Origin of the sequence: Sphingomonas sanguinis NBRC 13937 (assembly GCF_001591005.1) — a bacterium.
GTDB lineage: Bacteria > Pseudomonadota > Alphaproteobacteria > Sphingomonadales > Sphingomonadaceae > Sphingomonas > Sphingomonas sanguinis.
Window position 1 is genome coordinate 1 of record NZ_BCTY01000100.1, and the last position, 2,437, is coordinate 2,437.

Genomic DNA, 2,437 nt, shown 5'->3' on the forward strand with positions numbered 1-2,437 from the left:
TGGAATCGGGAAGCGACAAAGATGTCGTGAATGACCGATTATGGGTCGAGGTGGCGGGAAGACGGCGGTCGGCGCGGTGTCACAACCGTTCGGACGTGACACCTACCGCCCGGTGCCCGCGCAGACGGGCAAGTTCCTTGTGACGGCGTTTCTGAAGGTAATCCGCGGCCTCCCCGGTGTCGATCAGTTCAAGAGCCTTGATCTTGGCATCGATCAGGCTGTCGTGTGACGCCTTCCCGCGCGCCGGCCCCAATCCGATATAGAACTTTCCATCGGCCTCGCTGATGCGAACAGCGATGCCGGCGCGGACGATGCTCTGTTCGCCGGACTGCAGCGTCTTCCAGTTCGGCGAGGAGACGAAGCGTTTCAGCTTGCCCCGATCCTTCAGCATCATGTCGTGATGCTCGCTGGCATCGGTGGTGCCGGTCAGTTTGTCGCAGCAGTCGGTGCCGACAGCCATCGCTCCCCAGCTCGGATGCACGATCGCATAGGAGTAGCGCAACGCCGTGCCGCACAATTCGCAATTGCCGTTCAGACCGCCCAGATCGTCGGTTCCCAATAGGCACCAATCGCTGGTGGGCATGATGATTCCATGTTCTTCAGCATGGCATCCCTTGCACAGCGTCTCGCATTCGGAATGCGCGTATTCCCACGGCTTGCGGCCAGGAATGTAGCGTTTGTGGTGGACCTGAAGGACAACATCGTTATGACCGCGTGAGCAGCGGACACATCGATCGCCGTCCAGCTTGATGACTTCGCCGCGAAAGCGCTTCCAATCGGCATGAGTATACAGATTCATTTCGGCACCCGCCTTCCGAACCATAATAGCCTATGGGCGGGTGATACGTAAGGTGAACATTCTAGCCGATTGCTTGCCCATGTCGTAATGATTGACGCGGAGGCATCGCACGATGAAGACCTATCCTGTCCGCGTCCCGCGTGACCCGTACAGTGGACGAAATGATGCGTGCCGGCGAAAGCAGGCGAGCTTCAACAATGCCGCGCAAGCGGTCGAACGGTATTTGAATCAGGCGATGGAAGCGGAGCCGGCCGGTAACGCGCGCGAGTTCCTGACGGTGGATATTGCCCGTGCGCTGCATCTGGACGGCGAGCTGGTAGATCGCATCGTCTTCGGGATCGACTGCGGGCATAATGGCGTGACGATCCGCAAGGCTGGCGAGGTGCGCGCCAATGAGAGGTAAACCGGGAACGGTGAAGCGGCCGGAAGCCGAGCGTGTGATCCGGCAGTTCACGCACGACTGGGCCGCAGCACACGGCGTGCAACCCGGCTCGGGCGAGATGCCTTCTTTCAGCGCATTCCATCGTTGGGTTTTGGGCCGGGGCGGTGCGGCCTATTTTCAGTTTCGTTCGACGCTCGGCCCGCTTGAGGATGCTGAAAGCTGGTTCGACCAGGAGCTGCTTCAGGCCTGGCGCAACTAGGAGGACGTGATGACGGACCTGCCCTCACGACGCGAGTTCAAGGTGCTGAAGGCGCTTTGCCTCAATACCGTCGAGGACCGCGGGCAATGGCCGGGCGTCGGTGCCGGCACCGAGGCGGCGCTGGTCGCAAAGGGATGGATCGAGCCTGCCACATGCGAGACGTATGATACCGTAGGATTTCGGGCGACGAAGGCCGGTCACGAAGCGCACGAGGCAGGTTGGAACGCGGGTCTGCGCTAACCGCGTATGGTGGCGTTGACGATCGAACTGCCGGCCCGCCTGGCGTCACAACCATCCGGTTATAACATTAACGCGCAGATGGCCGTTTTCTGCGAGGTCAGCCGTGTCAAAAGTCCGCGTCAGATCGTCTGCCGGGAAATGCGCGTCATCCGGTGCAGACCCATTAACTGGAATTGGTTCGTACCTGCAGAGATGAACAAGCGTCTGCTTCCGGCAAGGGGAAAGTCGCCGCTGAATGTCCGGGTATGGGTCCAAGCCACAGTTTCTATCTTGGACGCCATCGATCGCGTAGGTCGCAGGTCATGCTGGCTTACAATTTGGCGCATTGAGCCTATATGTAAGTTATCACTGGCATCCGATTGTAGGCGCCATTGGCTGAGAGACTTGCGCGCTCCCGCTTACAAACGGGATTAGCATATGGATCTCAACTACCTCTTTCACCGTCATCAGGTTTCACTGGTTGCGGCGTCGACTGCCGGGTCTGCGGAAGCGCGCCTTGCCCATCGTGGACTTGCCGCGGCCTATGCACGCTGTATTGGTATGTTGCGTGCCGGCACGGGTGGCGTTGCTCTCATGGGCTCGCGCGTAAGTTGACCGAGACTGTCACCCCAGAGGCTGCCAGTGACGGCACAGTCAATCAACAGAAAAAGCGGCGACAATTTCGTCCGGGACGCACCGCCATGCCGCGTGAAACCGCCGCGCGGCAACTCCGTCTCACTTCGGCTGCCTGGGCCGCATTGCGCACGCCTGAATGCGT

General features: G+C 60.0%; 4 protein-coding genes. 3 read left to right on the forward strand and 1 reads right to left on the reverse strand.

Annotated elements, in window-relative coordinates; all coding sequences use genetic code 11:
• Positions 1-79: 79 nt before the first annotated feature.
• Positions 80-799, reverse strand: a complete 720-nt coding sequence (locus tag SSA01S_RS18680) for an HNH endonuclease (protein ID WP_156477967.1) — start codon at positions 797-799, stop codon at positions 80-82.
• 112 nt (positions 800-911) lie between these two features.
• Here SSA01S_RS18680 and SSA01S_RS18685 point away from each other — a divergent pair, with 112 nt between their 5' ends.
• The 3 genes from SSA01S_RS18685 to SSA01S_RS18695 are packed head-to-tail and all read left to right on the forward strand — an operon-like array spanning position 912 to position 1,680.
• Entirely contained in the window at positions 912-1,202 is a 291-nt protein-coding gene (locus SSA01S_RS18685; RefSeq protein WP_061781597.1) for a hypothetical protein, read from the forward strand.
• Between the two features lie 10 nt (positions 1,203-1,212).
• Positions 1,213-1,440: a hypothetical protein gene (locus tag SSA01S_RS18690; RefSeq protein WP_061781598.1), complete on the forward strand. Its 228-nt coding sequence runs from the start codon at positions 1,213-1,215 to the stop codon at positions 1,438-1,440.
• Between the two features lie 9 nt (positions 1,441-1,449).
• Complete coding sequence (locus tag SSA01S_RS18695) at positions 1,450-1,680, forward strand: hypothetical protein (RefSeq protein ID WP_061781599.1); 231 nt, start codon at positions 1,450-1,452, stop codon at positions 1,678-1,680.
• Positions 1,681-2,437: the final 757 nt, after the last annotated feature.

What these genes read in the sequence shown, in the direction of transcription:
- SSA01S_RS18680 (WP_156477967.1), bottom strand. Translation starts at nt 799, where the DNA reads ATGAATCTGTATACTCATGCCGATTGGAAGCGCTTTCGCGGCGAAGTC.
- SSA01S_RS18695 (WP_061781599.1), top strand. Translation starts at nt 1,450, where the DNA reads ATGACGGACCTGCCCTCACGACGCGAGTTCAAGGTGCTGAAGGCGCTT.
- SSA01S_RS18685 (WP_061781597.1), top strand. Translation starts at nt 912, where the DNA reads ATGAAGACCTATCCTGTCCGCGTCCCGCGTGACCCGTACAGTGGACGA.